Annotated in this window: 21 protein-coding genes, 1 tRNA gene, 1 pseudogene and 1 other annotated feature; of the genes and pseudogenes, 7 read left to right on the forward strand and 16 right to left on the reverse strand. The window is 66.1% G+C overall.

The window, feature by feature from the left end:
• Positions 1 to 338 (reverse strand): annotated as a pseudogene (locus RBXJA2T_RS03410) (hypothetical protein); the annotation flags it as partial.
• Between the two features lie 538 nt (positions 339 to 876).
• On the opposite strand from RBXJA2T_RS03410, the gene RBXJA2T_RS03420 reads away from it, so the two are divergent.
• From RBXJA2T_RS03420 to RBXJA2T_RS03430, 3 genes are read left to right on the forward strand one after another with little or no spacing between them, the layout of a single operon-like run.
• Complete coding sequence (locus tag RBXJA2T_RS03420; RefSeq protein ID WP_009855919.1) at positions 877 to 1,581, forward strand: Crp/Fnr family transcriptional regulator; 705 nt, start codon at positions 877 to 879, stop codon at positions 1,579 to 1,581.
• Between the two features lie 59 nt (positions 1,582 to 1,640).
• Positions 1,641 to 2,690 carry a phosphotransferase gene (locus tag RBXJA2T_RS03425; protein ID WP_050801726.1) on the forward strand — a complete coding sequence of 350 codons (1,050 nt, stop codon included), beginning with the start codon at positions 1,641 to 1,643 and terminating at the stop codon, positions 2,688 to 2,690.
• 22 nt (positions 2,691 to 2,712) lie between these two features.
• Positions 2,713 to 3,942 carry an acyl-CoA dehydrogenase family protein gene (locus tag RBXJA2T_RS03430; protein ID WP_009855921.1) on the forward strand — a complete coding sequence of 410 codons (1,230 nt, stop codon included), beginning with the start codon at positions 2,713 to 2,715 and terminating at the stop codon, positions 3,940 to 3,942.
• On the opposite strand, the gene RBXJA2T_RS03435 is transcribed toward RBXJA2T_RS03430, so the two are convergent.
• The gene (locus tag RBXJA2T_RS03435) at positions 3,939 to 4,643 is read right to left on the reverse strand and encodes a hypothetical protein (RefSeq protein ID WP_009855922.1); all 705 of its coding nucleotides are present in this window, start codon (positions 4,641 to 4,643) and stop codon (positions 3,939 to 3,941) included. The genes RBXJA2T_RS03430 and RBXJA2T_RS03435 overlap by 4 nt on opposite strands.
• A 52-nt stretch (positions 4,644 to 4,695) precedes the next feature.
• On the opposite strand from RBXJA2T_RS03435, the gene RBXJA2T_RS03440 reads away from it, so the two are divergent.
• Positions 4,696 to 5,388, forward strand: a complete 693-nt coding sequence (locus RBXJA2T_RS03440) for a glutathione binding-like protein (RefSeq protein ID WP_009855923.1) — start codon at positions 4,696 to 4,698, stop codon at positions 5,386 to 5,388.
• 57 nt (positions 5,389 to 5,445) lie between these two features.
• On the opposite strand, the gene RBXJA2T_RS03445 is transcribed toward RBXJA2T_RS03440, so the two are convergent.
• Together RBXJA2T_RS03445 and RBXJA2T_RS19695 are read right to left on the reverse strand one after the other, a co-directional pair.
• Positions 5,446 to 6,234 (reverse strand): MetQ/NlpA family ABC transporter substrate-binding protein, encoded by a 789-nt coding sequence (locus RBXJA2T_RS03445; protein WP_009855924.1) that lies wholly within the window; start codon positions 6,232 to 6,234, stop codon positions 5,446 to 5,448.
• A 142-nt stretch (positions 6,235 to 6,376) separates the two neighbouring features.
• Complete coding sequence (locus tag RBXJA2T_RS19695) at positions 6,377 to 6,760, reverse strand: flagellar basal body protein (RefSeq protein WP_237704849.1); 384 nt, start codon at positions 6,758 to 6,760, stop codon at positions 6,377 to 6,379.
• A gap of 249 nt (positions 6,761 to 7,009) precedes the next feature.
• On the opposite strand from RBXJA2T_RS19695, the gene cspE reads away from it, so the two are divergent.
• Both cspE and RBXJA2T_RS03460 read left to right on the forward strand, forming a co-directional pair.
• A complete protein-coding gene (cspE, locus tag RBXJA2T_RS03455; RefSeq protein WP_009855926.1) occupies positions 7,010 to 7,222 on the forward strand; it encodes a transcription antiterminator/RNA stability regulator CspE in 213 nt (70 codons plus the stop codon).
• Positions 7,223 to 7,320: 98 nt separating this feature from the next.
• Positions 7,321 to 8,319, forward strand: coding sequence for a trypsin-like peptidase domain-containing protein (locus tag RBXJA2T_RS03460; RefSeq protein ID WP_009855927.1), 999 nt, complete (start codon positions 7,321 to 7,323; stop codon positions 8,317 to 8,319).
• 13 nt (positions 8,320 to 8,332) lie between these two features.
• On the opposite strand, the gene RBXJA2T_RS03465 is transcribed toward RBXJA2T_RS03460, so the two are convergent.
• The 5 genes from RBXJA2T_RS03465 to RBXJA2T_RS03480 form a co-directional block, all read right to left on the reverse strand.
• The gene (locus tag RBXJA2T_RS03465; RefSeq protein WP_029718304.1) at positions 8,333 to 9,709 is read right to left on the reverse strand and encodes a sensor domain-containing protein; all 1,377 of its coding nucleotides are present in this window, start codon (positions 9,707 to 9,709) and stop codon (positions 8,333 to 8,335) included.
• A 479-nt stretch (positions 9,710 to 10,188) separates the two neighbouring features.
• The gene (locus RBXJA2T_RS20045; protein WP_009855929.1) at positions 10,189 to 10,617 is read right to left on the reverse strand and encodes a hypothetical protein; all 429 of its coding nucleotides are present in this window, start codon (positions 10,615 to 10,617) and stop codon (positions 10,189 to 10,191) included.
• 486 nt (positions 10,618 to 11,103) lie between these two features.
• Entirely contained in the window at positions 11,104 to 11,445 is a 342-nt protein-coding gene (locus RBXJA2T_RS03470; RefSeq protein ID WP_009855930.1) for a type II toxin-antitoxin system RelE/ParE family toxin, read from the reverse strand.
• A complete protein-coding gene (locus RBXJA2T_RS03475; protein WP_009855931.1) occupies positions 11,445 to 11,720 on the reverse strand; it encodes a type II toxin-antitoxin system Phd/YefM family antitoxin in 276 nt (91 codons plus the stop codon). Before RBXJA2T_RS03475 ends, RBXJA2T_RS03470 begins: the two co-directional genes overlap by 1 nt.
• A gap of 118 nt (positions 11,721 to 11,838) precedes the next feature.
• A complete protein-coding gene (locus tag RBXJA2T_RS03480; protein ID WP_009855932.1) occupies positions 11,839 to 12,738 on the reverse strand; it encodes a restriction endonuclease in 900 nt (299 codons plus the stop codon).
• A gap of 376 nt (positions 12,739 to 13,114) precedes the next feature.
• Here RBXJA2T_RS03480 and RBXJA2T_RS03485 point away from each other — a divergent pair, with 376 nt between their 5' ends.
• Positions 13,115 to 14,338 carry a nucleotide pyrophosphohydrolase gene (locus RBXJA2T_RS03485; protein ID WP_009855933.1) on the forward strand — a complete coding sequence of 408 codons (1,224 nt, stop codon included), beginning with the start codon at positions 13,115 to 13,117 and terminating at the stop codon, positions 14,336 to 14,338.
• A 339-nt stretch (positions 14,339 to 14,677) separates the two neighbouring features.
• On the opposite strand, the gene RBXJA2T_RS03490 is transcribed toward RBXJA2T_RS03485, so the two are convergent.
• From RBXJA2T_RS03490 to RBXJA2T_RS03515, 7 genes are all read right to left on the reverse strand, one after another.
• On the reverse strand, positions 14,678 to 15,910 hold the full coding sequence (locus RBXJA2T_RS03490) for a phosphorylase family protein (protein WP_202796726.1): 1,233 nt from the start codon (positions 15,908 to 15,910) through the stop codon (positions 14,678 to 14,680).
• Complete coding sequence (locus tag RBXJA2T_RS19420) at positions 15,871 to 16,338, reverse strand: response regulator (protein WP_202796727.1); 468 nt, start codon at positions 16,336 to 16,338, stop codon at positions 15,871 to 15,873. Before RBXJA2T_RS19420 ends, RBXJA2T_RS03490 begins: the two co-directional genes overlap by 40 nt.
• A gap of 7 nt (positions 16,339 to 16,345) precedes the next feature.
• Positions 16,346 to 19,486: a hypothetical protein gene (locus tag RBXJA2T_RS20050; RefSeq protein ID WP_138938773.1), complete on the reverse strand. Its 3,141-nt coding sequence runs from the start codon at positions 19,484 to 19,486 to the stop codon at positions 16,346 to 16,348.
• 1,230 nt (positions 19,487 to 20,716) lie between these two features.
• The gene (locus RBXJA2T_RS03495) at positions 20,717 to 21,421 is read right to left on the reverse strand and encodes a relaxase/mobilization nuclease domain-containing protein (protein WP_009855934.1); all 705 of its coding nucleotides are present in this window, start codon (positions 21,419 to 21,421) and stop codon (positions 20,717 to 20,719) included.
• 146 nt (positions 21,422 to 21,567) lie between these two features.
• Positions 21,568 to 21,644, reverse strand: a tRNA-Arg gene (locus RBXJA2T_RS03500).
• A 72-nt stretch (positions 21,645 to 21,716) separates the two neighbouring features.
• A protein-coding gene (locus tag RBXJA2T_RS03505) for an IS3 family transposase (protein WP_085976997.1) occupies positions 21,717 to 22,945 on the reverse strand; the annotation gives its coding sequence in 2 pieces (ribosomal slippage) (positions 21,717 to 22,657 and positions 22,657 to 22,945; 1,230 coding nt in all).
• Positions 22,551 to 22,667 (reverse strand) — a sequence feature (AL1L pseudoknot). (Overlaps the previous gene by 117 nt.)
• A gap of 99 nt (positions 22,946 to 23,044) precedes the next feature.
• Complete coding sequence (locus RBXJA2T_RS03515) at positions 23,045 to 23,506, reverse strand: Lrp/AsnC family transcriptional regulator (protein WP_029718492.1); 462 nt, start codon at positions 23,504 to 23,506, stop codon at positions 23,045 to 23,047.
• Between the last annotated feature and the right edge of the window lie 70 nt (positions 23,507 to 23,576).

Genomic DNA, 23,576 nt, shown 5'->3' on the forward strand with positions numbered 1-23,576 from the left:
GTCGCGTCGGTCCTCGCGGGCGGCAGCACCGCGGGCGGCGCAGACGCGGCGACCGGCGGCGCCTGCGGCACCGCCGCGGCGATCGCCGTCGCGGCGACGGGCGGCGGGTCGGCGAACAGCACGAAACGGCGCGACAGCCGCGACGGGCAGCCGACGGCCAGCGTCACGGTGACCACCGGCTCGTCGATCGTCGTCTCGGTGAGCACGCGCATGCGCAGCGCGTCGGGGCCGGCCTCGGCCTGCACGCGCACCAGCGCCGCCGGCAGCACGCGGTCGCCGGAGATGACCTCGGCGCGCACGCACTCGGGGGCCAGCTCGTCGCCCGGGTCCAGCCGCATCGTCGCGGCAAAGGACAGGGGCCGGCCCAGGACCGCGCCCTGGTCGGCATGCGCCCACCCGAGCGCTGAGGCGCTCTGGGCTGCCGACAACAGGGCAGTGGCGATCCAGAGCGTTGACGTTGGCCGCTTCTCTTGCATTCTTGGTTTGGTCGCGGGCGAGGCGCGGGGCACTCTATCACGAAGGGTTACAACTGGGACCTCAAGCGCCGCGCCCGGCCGCCGAAGGACGAAAGCGTCCGAGAGCACCCCGGGCACGGCCCGGCGGATCGAGCGCATCCTAGCCCAGGCCCATCGCGGCGCACCCGCTGCCCGCCGCATCGAGCCGGCTGCCGGCGAACCGAAGTCACGAACCGCCCTCCCGCGTGCATTGCACGCCATGGCCCGGCGCGCGCCGCTCCCCGATTCGGGGCGTCGGCCGCGCCGCAAGGCAACAAACTGTAAACCAGCGCCGGACACGCCCCGGCGCCGCGGCGACAGGCGGGCGCCCGGCGAGGCCGCAGAATCGGCAGGCCCCTTTTTGTCGCCGCCGAGACAAGACATGCCGACCCCGGTTCTTACACTCGAAGAGCGCCAGAACGTCGAAACCGGCGCCTGGTTTGCCAAGCTCTCGCCCACCCTGCGCCATGACATCCTCGAACGCTCGCACGTGCGCCGCCTGCCCGACGGTGCGCCGCTGGTGGCGCGCGGCGCCCGCGCCGAGGAATGGTGCGGCGTCGCCCGCGGCGCGGTGCGCATCAGCACCATCTCGCTGGGCGGCAAGCAGGTGACGCTGACCTACGCCGAGCCGGGCGTCTGGTTCGGCGACATCGCGCTGTTCGACGGCCTGCCGCGCACCCATGACGCCGACGCCCACGGCGAGACCACGCTGCTCGTCGTGCGCAAGCCCGACTTCCGCGAGCTGCTGGCCCGCCACGTCGAGCTCTACGAGGCGCTGCTGCGCCTGAACTGCCGCCGCCTGCGGCTGATGTTCGACCACTTCGAGGACGTCAACACGCGCCCGCTGCAGGCCCGGCTGGCGCGCCAGCTGCTGCTGCTGGCGCGCAGCTACGGCGTCGAGGAAGGCGACGAGCTGCGCATCGGCCTGCAGCTCGCGCAGGAAGACCTGGCGCAACTGCTCGGCGCCTCGCGCCAGCGCGTGAACCAGGAGCTGAAGGGCTTCGAACGCGACGGCGCGATCCGCGTCGAGCCGACGCGGCTGGTCGTGCTGGCGCGCGAGAAGCTGATGGAGATCGCCGAGCGCTGAGCCGCGACGCCAAACGAAAACAGGAGACCCCCTTGGACACCTACACCGGCACCCGCCCGATGGCCGCCAGCCATGCCTTCGACGTCGCCGCGCTCGAGCGCTGGCTGGCGCACGAGCTGCCCGGCTTCCAGGGCCCGCTGAGCGTCGAGCAGTTCAAGGGCGGGCAGTCAAACCCGACCTACAAGCTCGTCACGCCCGGGGGCGCCTGGGTGATGCGCACCAAGCCGGGCCCGGCGACGAAGCTGCTGCCGTCGGCGCACGCCATCGAACGCGAGTTCCGCGTCATGCAGGCGCTGGCCGCCACCGAGGTGCCGGTGCCGCGCATGGTCGCGCTGTGCGAGGACGAGTCGGTCATCGGCCGGGCCTTCTACCTGATGGGCTTCGTCGAGGGCCGGGTCTTCTGGGAGCAGTCGCTGCCGGGCATGACGCCGGCCGAACGTGCCGCGATCTACGACGAGAGCAACCGCGTCATCGCGGCGCTGCACCGCGTCGACGTCGCCGCTGCCGGCCTGGCCGACTATGGCCGCCCGGGCAGCTACTTCGAGCGCCAGATCGCGCGCTGGAGCAAGCAGTACCAGGCCTCGGTCACCGAGCCGATCGCCGAGATGGACCGGCTGATCGACTGGCTGCCCGCGCACCTGCCGGCCAGCGCCCGCGACGAGACGCAGGTCTCGGTGGTGCACGGCGACTTCCGCCTCGACAACCTCGTCTTCGCGCCCGACGCGCCGCGTGTCGTCGCCGTGCTCGACTGGGAGCTGTCGACGCTGGGCCACCCGCTGGCCGACTTCAGCTACCACTGCATGGCCTGGCACATCCCGCCGGGCACCTTCCGCGGCATCGGCGGGCTGGACCTGGCCGCGCTGGGCATCCCGACGGAGGCCGAGTACGTGCGCCGCTACGCCGAACGCACCGGCCGCGCCGACCCCGACACGCTGATGGCCGACTGGGACTTCTACCTCGCCTACAACCTGTTCCGGCTGGCCTCGATCACGCAGGGCATCGCCAAGCGTGTCGTCGACGGCACGGCGTCCAGCGCCCAGGCCAAGGCCACCGGCGCTGCCACGCGGCCGCTGGCGGAGATGGCCTGGCTGTTCGCGTCGCGCGCCTGAGCGCCCGCAGCCGGAGGAACGCATGGACTTCGCCTACTCGCCCCGCACCCAGGCGCTGCGCACGCAGCTGTCGGCCTTCATGGCCGAACACGTCGAACCGGCCGAAGCCGAGTTCGCGGCCGAGATCCGCGCCAACACCGAGGCCGGCCGGCGCTGGACGCCGCTGCAGACCCTCGAGCGCCTGAAGCCGAAGGCCCAGGCCGCGGGCCTGTGGAACCTGTTCCTGCCCGAGAGCGAATACGGCGCCGGGCTGACGAACTCCGAATACGCGCCGCTGGCCGAGATCATGGGCCGCGTGCCCTGGGCCAGCGAGGTCTTCAACTGCTCGGCGCCGGACACCGGCAACATGGAAGTGCTGGTGCGCTACGGCACGCCCGAGCAGAAGCGCCGGTGGCTGGAGCCGCTGCTGCGCGGCGAGATCCGCAGCGGCTTCGCGATGACCGAGCCGGCCGTCGCCTCGTCGGACGCGACCAACATCGAGGCGCGCATCGAGCGCGACGGCGAGCACTACGTCGTCAACGGCCGCAAGTGGTGGACCAGCGGCGCCGGCGACCCGCGCTGCAAGGTGCTGATCTTCATGGGCAAGACCGACCCGCTGGCGGCGAAACACGCGCAGCAGTCGATGATCCTGGTGCCGATGGACGCGCCGGGCGTCACGGTGCTGCGGCCGCTGGGCGTCTTCGGCTACGACGACGCGCCGCACGGCCACATGGAGGTCGACTTCGTCGACGTGCGCGTGCCGGCCGACCACCTGCTGCTCGGCGAAGGCCGCGGCTTCGAGATCGCCCAGGGCCGGCTGGGCCCGGGCCGCATCCACCACTGCATGCGGCTGATCGGCCTGGCCGAGCGCGCGCTGGAGCTGATGTGCCGGCGCGCCGCCGCACGCAGCGCCTTCGGCCGCACCATCGCCCAGCAGACCGTGACCCAGGAGCGCATCGCCGAGGCGCGCTGCCGCATCGAGCAGGCGCGGCTGCTGACGCTGAAGGCGGCGTGGATGATGGACACCGTCGGCAACAAGGCGGCCAAGGCCGAGATCGCGATGATCAAGGTCGTCGCGCCGACGATGGCCGGCCAGGTGATCGACTGGGCGATCCAGGCCCACGGCGGCGCCGGGGTCTGCGACGACTTCCCGCTGGCCTACGCCTGGGCCAACGCGCGCACGCTGCGTTTTGCCGACGGGCCCGACGAGGTGCACCGCAACGCGATCGCCAAGATCGAGCTCGCCCGGCACCTGCCGGACAGCGCGCGCTAACGCTGCGTCGAGCGGGCGACGCCGGGCTGCATGGCCTCGGCGCCGAAGACCTCGACGCCGGTGCGCCAGGCCTCGGACACCGCGGTCTCGAACAGCGCCAGCCAGGCCTCGAGCACCGCGCCGGACGGCTCGGCGACCGCGGTGCGCAATGTCAGCCGGCCGCGGGCGGCCATCAGCACGAACGGGCGGTCACCGGCCGGCGACGCCGCCAGCCGGGCGGCCAGCGGCCCGCCCAGCCACTGCTGCAGCCAGGGCTTGGCGCTGGCCATCGCGACGTACTGCTCGCGCAGCGCGCCCATCTCGGCCGGCGTCAGGCGCGGGAACATCACCAGCCAGCGCATCTCCGGCGGCGTCTGGTCGTCGATGCGCGTCTGCACGCCCTCGACGTACTGGTCGAAGACCTGGCGCTCGAGCTGCTGCTGCAGCGTGCGGTCCATCACCAGGGCCTGCAGGTCGGCCGGCAGCCCGACCTCGGAGCGCAGGCGCAGCTCGGCGCCGTCGATGTAGGGGCGCTGCGACGGGCCCCACTCCAGCCGCCACGGCCGCGTGCCGCCGAAGCGGCCCTCGACGACGAAGCCGTCGTGGTCGCGCACGCCGCGGAAGGCCCATTGCCGCGTCTCGGCCCAGGTCGACACCGCGTGCCAGCGGCGTGAGCCGGACGACGGACGCGAGGTGAACAGACGTTTCAGGCCTTCGAGCATGTCTTAGAGTCCGCACGAGGCGGCCGACGGTCCGGCCGCGACGGGGGACGGGATGATCGAAGTGTATTCGTGGGCCACGCCCAACGGGCACAAGGTGCACGTGATGCTGGAGGAGTGCGGCCTGCCCTACCGCGTGCATGCGGTGGACATCGGTGCCGGCGAGCAGTTCGCGCCGGAGTTCCTGGCGATCAGCCCGAACAACAAGATCCCGGCCATCGTCGACCCCGACGGGCCCGACGGCCAGCCGATCTCGCTGTTCGAGTCGGGCGCGATCCTGCTGTACCTGGCCGGCAAGACCGGGCGTTTCCTGCCCGACAGCGTGCGCGGCCGGTACGAGACGCTGGAATGGCTGATGTTCCAGATGGGCGGCGTCGGCCCGATGCTCGGCCAGGCGCACCACTTCCGCCTCTACGCGCCGGAGAAGATCGACTACGCCGTCGAGCGCTACACCCACGAGGCCAAGCGCCTGTACGGCGTGATGAACCGCAAGCTGGCGAAGACGCGCTACATCGCCGGCGACGAGTACACGATCGCCGACATCGCGATCTTCCCCTGGCTGCGCAGCTGGAAGAACCAGGGAATCGACTGGAACGACTACCCGCACCTCAAGGGCTGGTTCGACGAGATCGGCGCGCGCCCGGCGGTGCAGCGCGGCTGCGAGGTGCTGGCCGACCGGCGCAAGCCGATCACCGACGACAAGTCGCGCGAGATGCTGTTCGGCGCGACGCAGTATCGCCAGCGCTGAAACGACTACGGCCGCCCCGCGGGGCGGCCGTCGCGGCCGGCTTGCGGCGTCAGGACATCAGAACGCCGGCACCACGGCGCCCTTGTACTGGTCCTGGATGAACTTCTTCACCTCGGGCGAGTGCAGCGCGGCGACGAGCTTCCTGATCGCCGGCGAGTTGGCGTTGTCCGGCCGCGCCGAGACGAAGTTGGCGTACGGCGAATCGGCGCCTTCGATGAACAGCGCATCCTTCGTCGGCACCAGCTTGGCTTCGAGCGCGTAGTTGGTGTTGATCAGCGCGAGGTCGACGTCGTCCAGCGCGCGCGGCAGCTGCGCCGCCTCGAGCTCGCGGAACACCAGCTTCTTCGGGTTGGCCGTCACGTCCTTGGCGGTGGCGAGGATGTTGCTCGGGTCCTTCAGCTGGATCAAGCCCTGCTTCTGCAGCAGCACCAGCGCGCGGCCCGAGTTCGACGGGTCGTTGGGGATCGCCACCGTCGCGCCGTCGCGCAGCTCGGCGATCTTGCGGATCTTCTTCGAGTAGGCGCCGAAGGGCTCGACGTGCACCGTGCCGCCCGGCACGGCGACGATGTGCGTGCCGCGGTCCTTGTTGAAGCTGTCCAGATACGGCTTGTGCTGGAAGAAGTTGGCGTCGAGCTGCTTCTCCTCGACGGCCAGGTTGGGCTGCACGTAGTCGGTGAAGACCTTGACCTGCAGGTCCACGCCCTGTTTCTTCAGCGCCGGCTTGACGAACTCCAGGATCTGGGCGTGCGGCACCGGCGAAGCGGCGACCTTCAGCACCTCGTCGGCCTGGGCCGTGAACGGCATTACGGCGACGACCAGCGCCGACAGCGCATGTTTGAACGACATCTTGATTCCTTGCGTAGCGGTTGAACGGATGCCGCGGTCATCGACCACGGCGTGCGCCCAGGCTACGCAGCACCGCTTATCCGGTGAACGGACGTTTGGCTGTTTGCAAACTCGCTTCCCGCATGCTGCGGGCCGGCAACGCTCAGGCCCGGATGTCGAGCAGGCTGGAGCTCATCGCGTCCTGCGCGCGGAAGACCATCAGGTTGGCGCCGAAGGCATGCCGGGCCTCGATCATGCCGACGGTGTCGGCGGCGAGGTCGGAGCCGGCCTCGGGCATCTGCGCGATCGAGACCGTGACGCCGACGGGCTGCGCCGTGGCGGGCTGCGCCACCTGGCGCCGGAAGCCCTCGGTCAGCGAGTTGGCGACGTTGTGGCCGGCGACGTCCAGGCGGGTCTGGGCGGCGTTCAGGCCGGAGAGGCTGGCGGAGGCGGCAGGAGTCACGACGTCGTGGGCGGGGCGCGGCAGTGCCGACATGATGACGCCGATCGTGCCGCCGGCGGCAGCGCCGGGCGCGACACTGTTCACGCCAGGCGGCAGATCGGCCAGGCCGCGGCGGCGGCCGGGCGCCGGGAGTCCGGCGCAAATCTCCCGGCGCTCGCCGCGGCATTCGTGTACGATGGCCTCGCTGATCTGCACAAGACCGTCCGCTCATAGGTCTTTCTTCACGCCCCGGTGCTCTACCGGCCGTCGCGTCGAATCCCCTCTTGAAGATTTTCTTGGCGTTTCTCCGCTGGGTGCGATCTTGCGCCCCGCAAACTTCGAAAGGTATTCGACATGACGACTCAAACCGGCACCGTGAAGTGGTTCAACGAAGGCAAGGGCTTCGGTTTCATCGCCCCCGACGACGGCGGCAAGGACCTGTTCGCCCACTTCAAGGAAATCCAGGGCAGCGGCTTCAAGACCCTGGTCGAGAACCAGCGCGTCGAGTTCGAGGTGACCCAGGGCCAGAAGGGCCCGCAGGCCTCCAAGATCCGCACGCTGGGCTGATCCCAGGCGGCACAGCGGGACGGCGGGCGCGAGCCCGGCGTCCCGGCAACGAAAGCGCGGCCCGGCCGCGCTTTTTCGTTTCTGGCGAAAGGGTGTCCGTGAAGAACCTGCAAGAAGCCACCGAACGCATCTGCGAGTTGAAGGGCAGCCTGGTCGCCCTGGACGCGCTGGTGCCGGCGGTGCTCGAGGCCCTGTCGGAGCCCACGCGAGCGCGGCTGTCGGCGACGTTCGACGCCTATGCCGAAGCGGCGCGCACCGTGCTGCTGCACGCCGAGATCTCCGACGTCGTGCTGGCGAGCTTCGAGCGCGACGTCGCCCGCAACCGCGCCGTGCTGCAGGGCAGCCGCCGGGCCGACGCGCCGGCAGTGGACGCGCTGCTGCTGGCCACCACGCGCGTGGCCACCTTCGACGGCAGCCGGGCGCTGACCAGCGCCAGCGGCTTCTTCTTCCGCCGCGGCGAGCGGCTGTTCCTGGTCAGCAGCGCCCACGTGTTCGCCGACACGGCGAGCGCGCACCACCCCGACCGTCTCGAGATCGTGCTGCACACCGACACGCGGGACCTCTCGCGGCACGCCGTCGTGTCGCTGCCGCTGTACGACGACGGGCTCGGCCTGTGGCGCCAGGGCCGTGACGGCGGCGGCGCGGTCGACGTCGCCGTGATCGAGATCCCGCCGGGGCTGCTGCCGGCCGACGCCACGCTGCAGGCCTTCGACGAGAGCCATCTCGAGGCGCGCGGCGAGGAGGTCGCCGCCGGCGACACGCTGAGCATCGCCGGCTTCCCGCTCGGCTTCCACGACACGGTGCACCACCTGGCGGTGCTGCGCAGCGCGTCCATCGCCTCGGCCTACGGCGTGCGCTTCCAGCGCCAGGGCTGTTTCCTGACCGACGCGCGCACCCACCGCGGCAGCAGCGGCTCGCCGGTGGTGCGCCGGCGCAGCCGCGCCGGCGACCAGGCCTCGCCGCTGGCCTGGCAGCTGCTGGGCGTGCACTCGACACGCATGGACATGCGCTCGCGCGACCTGGCCGAGGACGAGTCTCTGGGGCTGAACTGCGCCTGGTACGCCGACGTGCTGCTGACGCTGACCGAGGCGCGCTGAGCGCCCGCGGGCCTCAGCCGCCGGGCGGCCGGCCGCCGCCGGCCACGCAGACCCGGTTGCCCCCTGCCCGCTTGGCGGCGTACATCGCCTCGTCGGCGCGCTGCACGAGCTGGTCGGCGTCCTCGCCGTGCGCGGGGTAGCCGACGAGGCCGATGCTGGGCGACACCAGCACCGTGTGCCCGGCCACCTCGAAAGGCCGGCACAGCGCCTGGCGGATCTTCTCGGCCACGCCCGGCGCGTCGTCGGGCGCGTGCAGGTGCGACAGCAGCACCACGAACTCGTCGCCCGCCATGCGGCCGACGGTGTCCGACGCCCGCACGCAGTGCTTCAGGCGCTGCGCCACCTGCTGCAGCAGGCCGTCGCCGACGGCATGGCCGCAGCGGTCGTTCACCGGCTTGAACTGGTCGAGGTCCAGGTACAGCAGCGCCAGGCCGGCGCCGTCGCGCCGCGCGCGCGCCAGCGCCGTCGCCACGCGGTCGCGCACCAGGCTGCGGTTGGGCAGCCCGGTGAGCGCGTCGTGCTGCGCCACATGCAACAGGCGCAGCTGGCTCTGCTTGCGCTCGATCGCGGCGGCCACCTGGGCCGACACGAACTTCAGCAGCTCGACGTCGGCCGGGCCGTAGCGCACCTCCTGCGAGTGGCTCTTCAGCACCAGCGCGCCGATGACGCCCTGCGAACCGCTCAGCGGCACCCCCAGCCAGTCGACCGCGCTGCGGCCGACGTCCGGGTGCACGGCCGACGTCGCCGCGTCGGCGCTGTCGCGGCTGAGCAGCCGCTCGCGCCCGCTGCGGATGAGCTCGGCGCACAGCGTCTCGGCGTCGAGCGCACCCGGCGGCGGCGCGGCGTCGTGCTCGTCGACGAAGTACGGGAAGCTCAGCCAGTCCCCCGGGGCGTCGTAGAGCGCGACGAAGAAGTTCTTCGCCGGCAGCAGGCCGCCGATGATGCGGTGGATCTGCGCGAACAGCGCCATCAGGTCCTCGGCCGCGTGCGCCGCCTCGGAGATCGCGTACAGCGCGGCCTGCACCGACTCGGCGCGCTTGCGTGCGCTGACGTCGCGCGCCACCGCCACCCGCACGCCGTCGGCCGGCGACCAGCGCGCCGACCACATGAGGTGCACCACGCGCCCGTCCTTGCGCAGGTAGCGGTTCTCGAAGATCGGCAGGTGCCGGTCGGCGACGACCTCGGCCACCGCGTTCAGCGTGCGTTCGCGGTCATCCGGATGCACCAGCTCGATCATCGGCCGGCCGATCAGCTCCTGCGGCGTGTAGCCGAAGATGCGTTCGCCGGCGGCGCTGACGAAGACGAAGCGGCCCTCGCCGTCGACGACGCAGACGGCGTCGAGCATGAGGTCCATCACGTTCGCCAGGAACGCGCGGTCGAGGGGGTCCATGGGTACTGCAGGCTTGGGCGACGCGTCGATTGTGGGGCGGGTGTGCGACACGACGCTGGTGCTGCGGCATGCGGTGGCGGTGGGGCGCAGGCCGTCGAGCCTCGACGCCCAGCCATCTTGCAGCCGCGCGCGCACGTGCAGCAAACCGGTGACGGCGCGCGTCAGCGCGCCTTCCAACAGTGGCAAGGTGCTCGTGCGGAGGCCGATCGGCAGGCACATCGCGCCGCGGCAGGTATCCGCGGCGCTGTGGCCCCGGAGGGACTCGAAGGATTGGCTAAAGCGTTGTCGGAGCTTGGTTTTTTCTGCGCACGGCCCGACGTTTGTTCCCCAGGGCGTTCCCCCGTCGGGGGAGTTGCAGATTGGAGGACTCGAACTGAGAGCCGGCATGCGCCTCAACAATGCTGGCCGGATGATGAACCCCTCCCGGAGGCAGCGCTGGTGACACGCAGCCTCCCGGCAGGCCAGGCGACGACTGGACCTTATCGGGGCTCAGCGCCGACAGGCTTGATGACGCCTGGATCGGTTGCCAGGAACCGAAAGACCTCGGCTCTCGCCCCCGTCATCTGGTCGGACCGAGCGACAAGGCGGACTTCGATCGCATCAGACTTGGTACGGCGCGCCGTGGCGTCGATGACCGATGTACCAGGATCACGGGGCAGCAGTTCGACGCTCTGCGATGGAGTAGGCGTCGCATCCCGCGAAGCCGGCTCAGGCAACCACTCGATGAAGACTCGGGACCAGACGTGTTCCCACCCCTCGCGGGTGGTGATGACCCGATAGGTGCCAGATTGGCCGTCGTGCCGCCAATATCCGATGGTCTGCACGCTCGTGACATTGGATGGCACTGCCGGGACCTGGGCGGACGCCTCAATGCAAACCAAAGCCAACGCGAGGATCGCTTTTTTCATGACTCCACCAGGTTACAGATCCATCTGGCTATGGAAAGTCATCATCATAAGAAGCGCAGCCTGACAATGCATGTCAAAAACTTGAGCACACCGCCAATCAACGGCCAAATCTATTGCGTTGCGCCCTCTCATGCTGGGACATGCGTCGAGCGCGATCAGCAATCATCGACACCCCCCCGATACACACCACCACCAACCCAGCCCAGTGGAGTACCGCACCGACCGCTTCATTGCTTACTTGCCGCCCCACGAATATTGAGGCCAGCCCAGCCATCGTGATAAACCAGAAGAAGCGCATCGCGCGAATGGCCTGCTTTAGCAGAAGTCTTTTCACGACGAATTTCCCCATTATTCTGGCGCCACCCACTGCGGCGTGCTGATCGAGCCGAACTGTTCATTTTGATGTCCCGCGTCTGGCCGAGGCTTGTCGCTCGCAATGCATGAGCGGCTACCGCTCGTCATCCGACGCCTCGCCAACGCTTCAGGTCAAGCTCCCAACAGCCGCCGCGCCAGCACCGACTGCATGTCCCGTCGGCCATCGACGATGAGGTAGATGACGACCCGGCCGCCCAGGACTCGATAGATCACGCGGTACGGCTTGAACGCCGTCTGGCGATAGTCCTTGATGCCCAGCGCGACGAGTTCTTTCGGATAGGAGCATCGCTCGGGGAACCGGGCGAGCCCCTCCACGGCCGCCATCAAGCCATCAAGCACGTGGTGGGCGTTGGCGACGCTGTCGAACTCGGCGATGTAGTCGTGGATGGCCTCCAGGTCCTGCTCGGCACCCCGAGTCAGCACGACCTCGTGGCGCGTCGACTTGGCAACCATCAGGGCGCGGCCCGCTTCGCGCGCAGGCGCGCCACGACGTCGGCCACCGGCTTGACCCTGCCCGCGTCGACGTCCTGCTGGCCCAGCGCCAGGATCTTCAGCAGTGCCAGGGTCTCCTGCGTCTCCTCGTAGGAAGCGACATCCTGAAGGACGGCCTTGGCCTCGCCGTTCTGCGTGATGACCAAGGGCTCGCGCTGCTCGGCCAGTTGAGCCAGCACCTCGGCGGCGTTGGCCTTCAGGTAGCTGATGGGCTTGACTTGCGAGGAGTAGCGCATGGTTCCGCTCCGGTTAGGACAAGACTGAATTCAGTCCATTATCGGTCCTGGGCGCCAATGCGCGGTGGGTGGAAGCAACTGCCTTCGGACGATGGAGCGCCCGTCGACCTTGCCGGCATCACCCCATCCCCCGCGTCCCCTTGCACCCCGGATAGTCGACACAGCCCCAGAACGCCGCCCCGGCGCTCGCTCCGCGCTTGGCGACGCGCCGCACCATGCGCTTTCCGCAGACCGGGCAGTTCGGCCGCTCGTCGCCATCCCGCTGCACGGGCGCTGAAGCGACGGGAGCCGCTGGCGTCTGCAGCGCCGGCTCCTGCCTCGCAGGCTGCGCGCCCCCTCCCCTCGCCTTCTGGATCAGCTGCCGCAAGCGCGGCCCGTCGACCAGTTCGACGTTGCGCCCGCTCGCGAAGCGCCGCGCCTCGTCGGTGAAGCGCCCTGAGGTCACGACGAAGCCGCCGGCCGCGCCCCTGGCGGCCATGACGCCGTACAGCTCGCGCACCACGTCGACGCCCACCTTGTAGGCGCGCCACTGCTTGCACTGCACGAGGTACTTCTCGCTGCCGTTCTGGCCTGGCCGCGACAGCACGAGATCGACCCCGCCGTCGGCACCGCCGCCGCCGGTCTCGACCACGCGGAAGCCCTGCAGCCGGAAGCCCTCGCCGACCAGCATCTCGAACTCGCGCCAGCTCATGCCGTCGAGCGCATCGGCCGACGGGTTCTGCGCCACTTCCGCGGCCAGGCGGCTGCGCTGGCGGCGGCGCCATGCCGAGATCGCGGCGCCCATCAGGCTGAGGAACGGAAGCAGGTACTGCCCGAACAAGGCGAAGGTCTTCCACAACGTCCGGGTGGCCATGGCGCCGTACTGGCCCACCTCGGTGGCGGCCGGCACGGCCTGCGTCGCAACGGGATGCAGCAGCAGATAGAACAGCGGCGCCGCGATCACGCCCACCCACCAGGGCATGAGCGTGAACAACTCCATCACCGCCTCCGCGAGGCCTCCTTGGTTTCGCCTGGCCATTTCGTGTTTCTCCCTGCGCCGATTCTGGCGCGCGGAAACCGGCGCAAGCGCCTGCCACACCCGCGGCCGTCGTCCCATCCGCCGAGGCGGATGGCAGCCATTTGCTGGCGGTCAGCCTATCCTGCCATCCCAATCTTTCGGCCTCTGTCTTCTCTCTCTGGACCGGCGCGGACATGCCGGTGCGGCCCCGCGTTCACACCCATCCACGGGGTCGGACAGTCCGCCCCCCGCGTGAATCGACCACCCGCAGGCGGCGGCTGACGACGCAGAAGGCGTCGAGAACGCTGGCGGAGCCGTCGCGCCAACGGCCGACCGGCTGCATCGTCGCCGCCCCAGACGCTGGCAAGATCGCCGCAAAGAACGAGGGAGGCTCCGCATGAACGTGTCCGAGCTGCAGGCCGAGTTGCGCCACTTCGCCGCCGAGCGCGACTGGCAGCCGTTCCACACGCCGAAGAACCTGAGCACAGCGCTGATGGTGGAGGCGGCGGAGCTGGCCGAGATCTTCCAGTGGATGACGCACAAACAATCGGCCCGCGCCCACGAGGACCCCGCCGTCAAGCAGCGCATCGGCGAGGAGGTGGCCGACGTGCTGCTCTACCTGCTGCAACTGGCCGACCACAGCCGCGTCGACATCGCGCAGGCGGTGAAGGACAAGCTGGCGGCGAATGCGGCGAAGTACCCGCCCCGGCACACGATCGCGCGCATCCCGCCGGCACGGGCCGCGGCGCCCGGGCCGCACGTGCTGGTGGACTACGAGAACGTCCAGCCGACCGAAGGCGAGCTTCGGGAACTGGTACCGGGCGCCGGCCAGGTCTGGGTCTTCCACGGGCCCCATCAGCACGAGGTGGACCGCCGCTTCGCGTCCTTCGGCACGAACGCGACCGCGGTGCCGATCAGCCGGCCCGGCAAGAACGCGCTGGACTTCCACCTGTCGTTCTACCTGGGCTACATCGCGTCGCGGAACCCCGGCGCGCCGATCGTCGTGGTGGCCAACGACAAGGGCTACGAGCCGATGATCGAGCACGCGCGGGGCATGGGCTTCGCGGTGCAGCGGCTGGCGCATGGTCAGGTCAAGCCGGCGGCGTCAAACGCGGAGGCACCAAGCCCCGCAGCCAAGCCCGCAGCGAAGAGCGCACCCGCGAAGAAGGCAGCGGCCAAGAAGGTGCCGGTAAAGAAAGTAGCAGCCAAGAAGGCCGCCGCAAAGAAGGCTCCGGCCAAGAAGGTAGCGGCGAAGAAGGCCACGGCCGCGAAGAAGACCGCTGTCGCAACGACGAGCGGAACGCCAGCGACTAAGAAGGCCGCGATGCCTATTGGGGCGGAGCCAACCAAACAGCCAGGCGTGCCCGAAACGACGACGAAGCCCGCAAAGGCGGCGAGCAGCGCCGTTCAGGCGACGGAAAGGCTGGCCAGCAGCCTGCGCAAGATGGGCGACAAACGGCCCACCAAGCTGCCGTCCCTTCGGCGATCACTGAAGTCGTTCCTGGGGATCGATGCGACAGACGATGCGGTCAGTGCGGCGTTGAACGGCTTGGTGGCGGCCGGTGTGGTGCAGGTCGATGACGGTGGTCGCGCTTCGTATCCAAGCTTCGGCAGCGCGTGAGCTGGCCGCGTGGCGCGCGAAGCGTTCGGGCTTTCGCTTCAGCAGCACGGAAGCTGTGGAACGGCGCCGTGCAGCAAGGGCTGACATTCCAACTCGCAGGGCCAAATCATGCTGACTGTCATCAACAGCCCCTCTGGCTGTGCACCCGCACAAGCTCAGGACAGCCAGAGGTGAACGAAATACCGCCCGGCGCGACGTCTTTATCGCTTAATTTTCGCCGCTGCTGATACGCTTGCAACAGCGAAGAGGACATCACCAAGATATCAATATAGATCATCGACTGGATGGCAACTCACGCTGCACAGCACACCAGCCGTTGGACAAACTTACCAAATCGCGTCATCTACTGAAGTAGCGCCGAACCATCTCTAATGCGACGCGCGCGCTCATCTGGCTGCAGTAGGTCTGGAAATCGTCCCCCTTTGCGCGGTCCGCCAAGTCAGAAACAGACTTCACACAAATAGCTCGGACTGGCGCGCCCGCGTGATTTGCCGCGGCGTAGTAAATCCCGTAGCACTCCATATCGACACCAGCCATCTTTCGATGCTGATTCCGAAAGACCTTTTGAATGTCTAGGGATGCGACAACCGAACTCCCACTGACCATTGGACCCACTACGAGTCGGGGTGGCTTCGAGGGTCGCGGTCCTTCGTATTCAGCATATAGCCCCGGAAGAACACTCTCAAGGCCACGCGCCTCAGCCACAAGCTCTGGCGCAGGATCTCGTTGGTCCAATGCCGTGGCAAGGGTTCCTTCATCGCTCCACTTGCCAGCCTGCCAGTCCCAGCTCTTCTCAGCCACGACGATGTCACCTATGGCGACATGCTCTGCGAAACCACCGCAGATGCCGGTCATGAGCAACACGCGCGGCCGAAACTCCGCCAGCATCGCAGTAGCCGCATGCGCCGATGCAATAGGGCCCATCTGGGAAAGATGCGCGCAGGCTATTCTCCGTTCCACACCGTTCAGCAACACACTACCTTGCCGGTACAGTATGTTGCGAGCAAGAATTTGCTCAGCGCCCAAGGTTAGCGGCCAACTTGAGATGACTGCCTCCAGCTCCGGTGCACGAAGCGCATTCAAGACGCAAATGTCGTAGTCGTTGGCATCTCTAGCATCTTCAATTCTCTGCAAGAGGAGCAGAAGGGCATTCAACGAGTCGCGCCAAGCATGCTCCCCTGGCGCCACGTGCAGCACCTGCGTCACCAGACGCCGGAAGTCATCTCCGAACTCGGCGATTGCATCAGGGCTAGCAGTCATGCCCAGGATGTGTCGCGGCGAAGGCGTAGTCCCATCTTCGACAATTTGTCGAAGCAGCTCAACGCTGTGTTCGCCGTGTGGTTGACCACCTCTACGAACGGGCAAAAGCACATCAATCAAAAGCACGTCGACGGAAACCTGCTCAAGCAGCATCCTGGCGCCCGCAGCGTGCTCGGCGCTCAAGACATCCGCAGCGTCAACACGCTGCCCAATCAAAAATTCCCGTACAAGTCGAATCTTATCAGAATCATCGTCAACAATAAGAAATCTCATTATGGCACCAGTAATTGAACACGCCTCAACGCGGAACATAACGATTGCCGCCAAGCGCCGTGTTGACCGGAGTAGTGAATTACGCCAAGGAAACGATCATCAAGTTCGCTGCGAAGAACGGCCTCTAACCCGCGCGGATCTCTTCGTTCTCCATCGCGAGGAAGCACGAACTCCTCATACTGCGTGATAACAACGCTTTTGGTGCACACCGTTTCAGAGTCGATAAAGCGAAGGATATCTGCCCCGCCGAAGCCCTGCGGCTGCCCTCCTCCCCGGCGATCCTTGACAAAGTCAAACGTCGGAATCGACATGTCAACAACCGCAAAAGTAACATTACCATCGCTCAATACTGCAATTGCACTTGAGAGTGACTCTGCGGTCTTGATTTCAACATCCTCCGCCAGAACCTCACGAAGGTAGCCGACAATAGATCGCTGTTTAGGTTCATCGTCTTCAATGACCAACACGATTCGGCTACTCATACGCTTCAAACGCCCCTTCGCGTTCATAGAGCGGCACTGTCACACGCGTATACCAGTATTCATCTTCAATCCCAAAGTCAAATGGCTGAGCGCACGCCTCCCGTGCTACTGAGCGCGACATCCGGGCCAGCTTGGGAAACCCTGAACCACCCTCAAGGCTGATGAGTTCCAACGGAAGCTCACCCAAGTATTTGGAGCGCAACCGACTCAACTCTCCGTCAAGGAGTTCTGATCGTCTTTTCGGCGACAGAGCACTGAGCGTCGTAAGCGTCAACAGACGCATACTAGGATCATACTCAGCAAGCAATTGTATGTTTGGCAAGTCGGCCGCCAAGCCGGAATGTTTCCATGCATTTTCGAACACCACGAAAAGACAATCCATCAAGACAGCCAGCGCCGATGTCGTAAGTGGGAGCGAAGTGGCGGGCAGGCTAACGATCTGAACATTCGCAGGAAATGACCGATGAACATTCCTTGTTGCGACAGACGCAATCTCAATGGCGTCGGGCAACTGGTAGCGCTCCCCACCAACCAAGCTTGGTAGCTGAAACCACTCTGCGACCGTGTCGCACTGCGACTTGGTCATCGTCGCAGCGGTGGTCAGGGTCGTTATCAACGGGAGATAGCGTTGCCCCATCGAGCGCAACTCCTGCATGAGCCTTTCAACTCGGCTATGCAGCGAATCGGCAAGATCTTCGCTAACGTAAGCGCGAAGCCCGGAAAGCCCCGCTTCAATCAGCTTCCAGAACACGAAGTAGCCGGCACAAAGGAAAGCATGGAAAGACACTGGTCGCTCGGCCAGGCTGGCCGCTATCAGCTTTGCGAACAGCGGAGGCAGAACTTGGGGAAAGGCGCCGTCCGGCTTTTCCGGACGTTGAACCTGTACCCGCTGCTCCACGAAACTTGTCACCAACTTGCGGATGTCCTCAGAAAACTCCCGCATCATGGCGAGCAACCGTGCTTTCTCTGCCGGCGGGAGCCTTAGTACGTCGTCCCACCTCGCTTCAAATGCCTGCTCGGAAGACCCAGTCGTGGAGTAAAGGAGACCTTGCTCTTCAAGCGGACCCAGAATGGTTCCCCGAAGGCTACCATGACGCACACGAACGCTCAGATATGTATCCAAACCATCAGTTGGATCAAGCAAGAACCGCTTGAACAGGCGATCAACAATGTCAATTAGGAGCGCGTCGGCGGCTGTTGGCCTCCCGTTTGCAAACTCCTTCAACACCTCGACATTAGTTGGATCTAATGCATATTGCCGCAGCATGTCGTCAACAGTTCTGCCACCAGAACTTGATTCGCTCAATCGCCTCCAGCGCTCGTAGTCCTGCTCCAACTCCTTCTCCGCCCATCGAGATATAGCCGATTCATTCACAAATACTCGGGTTTGATCAATACGCTCTAATCCACGCTGCAGCGTCTGATCGAAAGTCAAGTCTTTGATAGCCTCAGCATATTCCACCGCCCTGGAATCTTCCCAACTCAATAAAAGTTGCAAGACAGTCATACGCTCCACACGCACTTGCGCGGTGGATTCATACTGATGACACATTGCCAAGTTTTGTTCAATCCAAACATCCCGCAAGAAAGCCACCAATTGAGCCCTCCTAGAATCCGAGGAGCTTGAATACTCCTCGATCACACTCTGGCGCAACCCATCCTGCAAGAACTTGCGGCATGCCATCTTACATATATAGCCGACGTTGGCCGCCCCCTTCGTCTCGAACTCATAATGCGCCACGAGGCCAACTTCAATAGGGTCTAGAGCCTTGAAGTCCGCCCACTTGTGGCTGGAAAACAGCGCCTCGCCTGGGAATTCAAGAGCATACCGAAAGTCTTTACGAAACCAGACCTCTAGACGTCCGATGGCCTCATCCAATCGACGCTGTTTGATTAGCGAGATGGCATCTAGTTTTGCGCACTGCCTCTCCCAGAACGGACCCCTCGAACGAAGGAATTCGGTAACTTCAGCAAGCTCATCGAAAGAGTCGGCGTCGAGTAGTTGCCGCGCCAACCAGAGATGCAGCGGCCCAGGGTTTGGCAAGACTTCTCGATAATCCCAAGATCTTGGTCGCAAAAGCTGGTCTTTTGCGACGTGCTTGCCTCGCTGGAACAAATAGGCACGTAAGAGTTCAAGCCCCTTCTCCGCGGAGAGCGCCGCAATGTCGTCAAGGCACAATGACTCTGCGAGTAGGATAGCGCTGAACGGTAGCACCCGCTGATCTTGGATGCTCGAAGTGGACTGCAACGCGCTCAACGCGACGGCCGGGCCAACGTCTAGGCCTCGCAAGTTCAATCCCCACTTGAGCAGCTTGCCGACTAGCTCGTATGAGGCAGCCCCGTGGTTCTGACATTGAAGCAGGTCGCCTGAAATACCTGCAAGACTAGCGTTGGCAGGAGCCTGGGTCGATCCCAGGTATACCGAACAATAGTCTTCAGTTGGATGCGTGGCTATCGGCGTTTCAGTTGAGAACTCCGTAGCGCTCAGTGCTATGTGCAACTTTTTCAGTCGGTGATCCGTAAAGCCAGCCTCCAGCAGGGTTGATACCAACTTTGAGGCCGCAGGACGTATATCGAGTAGGCTTGAGTCGCCCTCGACGCATGCAAGCGCCTCAACGACATCCTCGTAGTAGTCGATCAGCGATGAGGTGATATCACGGGACAAAATTGCGGGCAGCGCCTTTTCCGGATTCTCGATGTGCGAAAGGGCGCGAAACTTCAGGTAATCGACGAGCCAAGGCGCGACTGACTCGAAACGTGGAAACGAGTTCATGCATTTGCCATAGATCGCGTCGTACGAGAAGGTGTCGTCATTTCGATCACCAAATACCTCAAAGAGCAGGCCCGGAATACTATTCACGGTCTTCGATTGAAGCCCACCGAGCCAGGCCCGCTGTGCCGCGGTGCCTTCTGACAGTTGCAACAAAGCCGCGCGAAGCTCGACGGCCCACAGGCTCCAGCCTGCCGAGTGAACATAAATATCAAGTTGGCAAAGAGCTTCGCCTATATCATTTATTAACACAAGCCTCTGGATTTTGGCTGCAGTATTCCTAAATGCGTTGATCCGACCGGCTTGTCCGGCAAGCCAGTACTGCGCCCAGCAAAGCTCATGCGCCAGAGGCAGCGGCAGCAATACCCCGCGCGCCCATACGAGCTCCGATGTAGAGCGGGGCCCAGTCAGGCATAGCGCTCGAAAAGTCTTAGGGGCGGCCGCACGGAATGCCCCATAAAGCGCCGAATACTCTTTCGGTGCCCTTCTCGCTCTCAACTGGCTGAGTACAGCTGTGGCCTCGGCACCCTTTGGGGCCTCAGCCTCTCTAAACCGTTTCCGCATCCAGGCGTTGTTAACGTTCATCCCAACTCCCGTTCGTCTTGAAGTACCACCGACACCGAACCAGCACCGCCGCTACGCAGTGCACAATGACGAAGACGTGCTCGTTCTTGCGCAACTTCGGCACCATTTCGCTATATGGTGCCCGCGGCTCGATGACAATTCCTGGGACGCTCGCAGAGTTGCGTCCATCGAACACTCCGAACACGATCAACTTGCGTTACCGAGTACACATTGCCTCCGCATCAACCGCGAGAACGACTGGGCTTGCCTTTTCATATTCGGCTTGTCTTTGGCCGCCGCACGGCGAACCGGTGACCAATAAATGGAAATTGTGTAATCCGTCAACTATTTTGTCTTTGATGGAGGTCGCCTGCTTTGTGCTCATTGCTCGCATCGTCGCGTGCCAGCTCGCCCATGGGATGAGAGACAGTCAGCTGGCGCCACTCATGCCGGCCAACCGAGTCAGGCAGGCGGGTCGGGATCCAATGCTGACACGTCGCCCTCAAAATTCGCCGGATGTTAGCCAACTCCTGATCATTATTGTATTTTCTGGCAATCACGTCGGCTTGGGACAATAAACACGCCGATGGCTGTCTGGCGCGTACGTACGGGCCTAGCGGCTCTCGCGCGGCATCATCAGCAAATCCCGCAATGCCCGGACCGCATCGCGTTGGGGAGACCATCCTAAGATGGTCCCGACACTTCACGTTGAACCGTTCAATGGCCTAGCCGCGAAGGTTTGCATTGAGCGTTCAGCCGTCGTGATCGCGTCGGTCGCCGAGTGACCGGTTTCAGCAGCGGCCGATGCCCAGCAAGCGAGCGAAGACCACTCAGGTCAGCCTAAAGCGGTAGTTTGTCCACACCCCGCCCCGCCAGTCCAGGGCGGGCACAGCCCAGCCCGGCGCAGCGCACCCTTGACGGGCGGCGGCGTGCGCCCACGCTGGGCTCCTTGGGCAGGCGTGCGCGCCTGCCCCCGAGCCCGTCCGGCGGCGAGGACCGCCCCGCCCTCGGGGCGGGGATGGGGGTGGGTCAACGTTCCCAGTCGATGTCCGGGCGCGTGCGCGTCAGCTCCGGCTGCGGCGGCGTCCGGGTCGGCACCCTGGCCTGCTCCCTCTGTCGATCGGGCAACTGCTGCAGCCTCGGCAACAGACGCCTGAACGCCTTCGAGTCCTTGAGGAAGCCCACGACCCCGTGGGCCAGCCGCCGGTCCTCGGCGGCGCCGGAAGAGCCGAGCGCTTGCGCGATGTGGATCCAGGCCTCCAGGGCGTCCCGGCGGCTGCTGTAGAAGCGCTCGCCTCCGGGCTCGGCGATGTCGCGCCCTGGCAGGCGGCCGTCCTCGCGCATCTTCACGCGGCCGATCGGGCGGGCGCGGTGATGGGCGCCGCGCGTGGCCTGCCGTGTCGCCTCGGCCTCCACGCCGTAGCCGCGCAGCTTGTCGGCGAAGGTTTCGCGCCAGCGGTGCAGGTCGGACTTGCGCGGGTTCAGCCGCCGGCCGTCGGCGCCCTGGGCGCGCACGCTCAGGTGCACGTGCGGGTTCGCCTGGTGCTCGTGCAGCACCATCACGTAGCGGTGCCCGCTCAGCTCGGCCCGCGCGAACTCGCGCGCCGCGGCCTTGACGATGCGGCCATCGGTGCCCTGCGGCATCGACAGCACGAGGTTGAAGGCCTCGCGCCGGGGGCTCTCGTCGTCGATCTTGGCGCCGGCATGGCGCCACTGCTCGGCCAGGTCGGCCACGGCCTCCGGTCTCGTGGGCGCCGCGTTTCTCGATGCGGCGCAGCGTGTACAGCAGCAGCAGCGCGGTCACGTCGCGCAGTGGCATGCTGCCAACCGCTTTTTCCGGACTTCCGCGCACTTCACGGGAAGCCCCGGAATCCTTGGGGTGGCCTGCCCGACAGGAATCGAACCTGTAACCCCCAGCTTAGAAGGCTGGTGCTCTATCCGGTTGAGCTACGGGCAGCCGGCGGCGATTCTACGGGGCGCGTCGGCGGCTTGAACCGCCCCGGCAATCTCGGAGGCCGGTTGGTGTGAGTCAGGCCATCGCGGCCTGATGGGTGGCGAGTTGCCGGTAGTAGTTTGCCTCGGCCTCTGCCGGCGGGATGTAGCCGATGGGTTCGAGCAGGCGGTGATGGTTGAACCACGAGACCCATTCGAGGGTGGCCAACTCGACGGCCTCGCGGGTCTTCCAGGGCGCACGCCGGTGGATCAGATCGGCCTTGTACAGCCCGTTGATCGTCTCGGCCAGCGCGTTGTCGTAGCTGTCGCCCTTGGAGCCGACGGACGGCTCGATGCCGGCCTCGGCCAGGCGCTCGCTGTACCGAATCGACACGTATTGCGAGCCGCGGTCCGAGTGATGCACCAGCGAGCCGTCGCGCTCGGGCTGGCGCGCGTAAAGCGCCTGTTCCAGCGCATCAAGCACGAAGTCGGTGGTCATCGAACCGCTGGCGCGCCAGCCGACGATGCGCCGCGCGAAGACGTCGACGACGAAAGCGACGTAGACGTGGCCCTGCCAGGTCGAGACGTAGGTGAAGTCGCTCACCCACAGCTGGTTGGGCCGCTCGGCGCGGAACTCGCGGTTGACGCGGTCCAGCGGGCACGCCGCCTTGGCGTCAGGCACCGTCGTGCGGACTCGCTTGCCGCGCATCGCGCCGCGCCAGCCGTTGGCCCGCATCAGCCGCGCGACGGTGCAACGCGCCACGGCACGGCCTTCGCGGTGCAACTGCTTCCAGACCTTGCGCACCCCGTAAACGCGCAGGTTGCCCGTCCAGACGCGCTCGATCTCAGGCACCAAAGCCGCATCCAGCTTCTGGCGCTCTGGCCGCAGTTGCGGATCTCGCCGGCGCGCCAACTCGCGCCACATCGACGACGGGGCGACCTGCAGCGCGCGGCAGATCGGCTCGACCCCGAATCGAGCGCGGTGTTCTTCGACGAAGCCCATCAGGACTTGAAGCGGCGGTCGAGCTCCGCCTGGGCGAAAAACGCGCTCGCCAGCTTCAGGATCTCGTTGGCCTTGCGCAGCTCGCGTACCTCGCGTTCGAGGTCCTTGATGCGCTGCTGCTCCTCGGTCGTCGGCCCGGGCTTGAGACCCTGGTCGCGTTCGGCCTGCCGCACCCAGCGCCGCAGCGTCTCCGACGTGCAGCCGATCTTGGCCGCGATGGACTCGATGGCCGCCCATTGCGACTCGTGCTGGCCCTCGGCCTCGAACACCATGCGCACGGCACGCTCGACGACCTCGGGGGAAAACTTCACTGACTTCCTCATGCTGACTCCATTCTCAAGCGAAGGAGCCTCCTCGGAAGCCGGGGCGGTTCAGCTTCCCCGGGCCGCGTCAAGCTGCGGCGCTGCCACACACCACAGCCCTCACAGCGCGTACTTCAGCGGCAGCGCCGTCGTGTACTTCAGCTGCTCCATCGCGAAGCTGGAACTGACGTCGTGCAGGTTGGTGCCCGCGATCAGGCGCTTGTAGACGGCGTCGTAGGCCTTGATGTCGGGCACGACGACGCGCAGCAGGTAGTCGACGTCGCCACTCATCCGGTAGAACTCGACGACCTCGGGGATCGCCTCGCAGGTCGCGCGGAAGCGCTCGAACCACTCCTCGGTGTGCACCGCCGTGCGCACGCTGACGATCACCGTCACGCCGACGTTCACACGCTCGGCGTCGACCAGCGCCACCTGGCGCGTGATGACGCCCGCCTCCTTCAGCCGCTGCAGCCGCCGCCAGCACGGCGTGCTCGACAGTCCCACGGCCTCGGCCAGCTGCGCCAGCGGCGTCGTCGCGTCTTCCTGCACCAGCTCCAGCAGGCGGCGGTCGATGGTGTCCAGCGAAATGGCGGCGTTCACGGCGTCCTTGGAATCTGATTCCCGGGAACCGATTCTACGGAGCACAGTTTTG

This window comes from Rubrivivax benzoatilyticus JA2 = ATCC BAA-35, from assembly GCF_000190375.1.
GTDB lineage: Bacteria > Pseudomonadota > Gammaproteobacteria > Burkholderiales > Burkholderiaceae_C > Rubrivivax > Rubrivivax benzoatilyticus.